Here is a 1131-nt window from a genome sequence, read left to right as displayed (position 1 = left end):
CGGAGGGTGAGGCCTTCGCCTTCGGCTTGCCGTTCTTGTCGAAGGCGACGTCCTCACGGAGCATCTGCCACATCTGGTCGGCGGACTTCTCCACCATCACGAGCCGGTTCTTGTCCTGCGACCACTCGACCGTCGGAATCGTCGTCGTCGTGATGCGGTTGATCGGCACGTTCTTGAGCTGCGTCGACAGGTCGTAGAGCTTCTTCACCGAGCGGATCTCGTCGGAGACCTGGAGGGCCTCGGTGGCCGTCTCGGCGAGGTTCATCAGCCGGCCCGCGTCCGACCACGCGTTCTGCTTCTTGAGCGTGCGGAGCATCGAGTTCATGTACATGTGCTGGGCCTTGGCCCGGTTCTGGTCATTGCCGAAGGCGTGCCGGGTGCGCAGCCACTTCAGCGCGTCCTCGCCCTGGACCGTGCTGGTCCCCTCCGGCAGCTTGAGGCCGGAGCCCCCCTTGACCATGCGGGTCGGCCGGTCCCACACGCCGGTCTTCACACACACGTCGACGCCGCCGATCGCGTCCGCCATCGCCACCACACCGGCGAAGTCGATCATCATCCAGTGGCTGATGTAGACGCCGGTGAGCTTCTCCCAGGTGGTCAGCGTGCAGCCCGGACCGCCGCGCTGCAGGGACTCGTTGATCGGCTTGTTGTCGGTGGCGGGGTACGACTGGCCGGTCTCGTCGTCCTTGCACTCGGGGATCTCGACGATCGTGTCACGCGGGATGCTGACCATCGAGGATCTCTTCCGGTCCTCCGAGATGTGCAGAAGCATCTGCACGTCAGCCCGCGGTTTGTCACCGACGGAGTCCCGGCTGCCGCCGAGCTTCACGTTCTCCGCACTGTTGCGGCTGTCGGAACCGAGCAGCAGGATGTTGATCGGGGTCTGCCCCGCGGCGTTGGGTGCGGCCTTCTTCACGCCGCTCTCGCCGCCGCTGCGCGCACTGCTGCGGATGTTGTTGTTGAGGTGCTGGTAGTACAGGTATCCGGCGGTGGCCGTGCCCAGGACCAGCAGCGCCAGCGCGATCGCGATCCAACGGAACACGCGGCGTTTACGGGACTTCGTGGCCGCCCGTTTACGTGACTTGCCGCGCCGATGGCCGGCCCGGCCGCCCCCGCTCCCGCCGCCCTCGT

General features: G+C 66.5%; 1 protein-coding gene. It reads right to left on the bottom strand.

The annotated features are described in order from the left end of the window. A partial coding sequence (locus ABZV94_RS41840; protein ID WP_356350375.1) for an LCP family protein occupies nucleotides 1-1042 on the bottom strand: 1042 nt, incomplete at its 3' end. Nucleotides 1043-1131: the final 89 nt, after the last annotated feature.

It is taken from the genome of Streptomyces sp. NPDC004658, from assembly GCF_040609555.1.
Lineage (GTDB): Bacteria > Actinomycetota > Actinomycetes > Streptomycetales > Streptomycetaceae > Streptomyces.
Note: the sequence above shows the minus strand (reverse complement) of the source record. Positions and strands in the feature narration are given on the sequence as shown.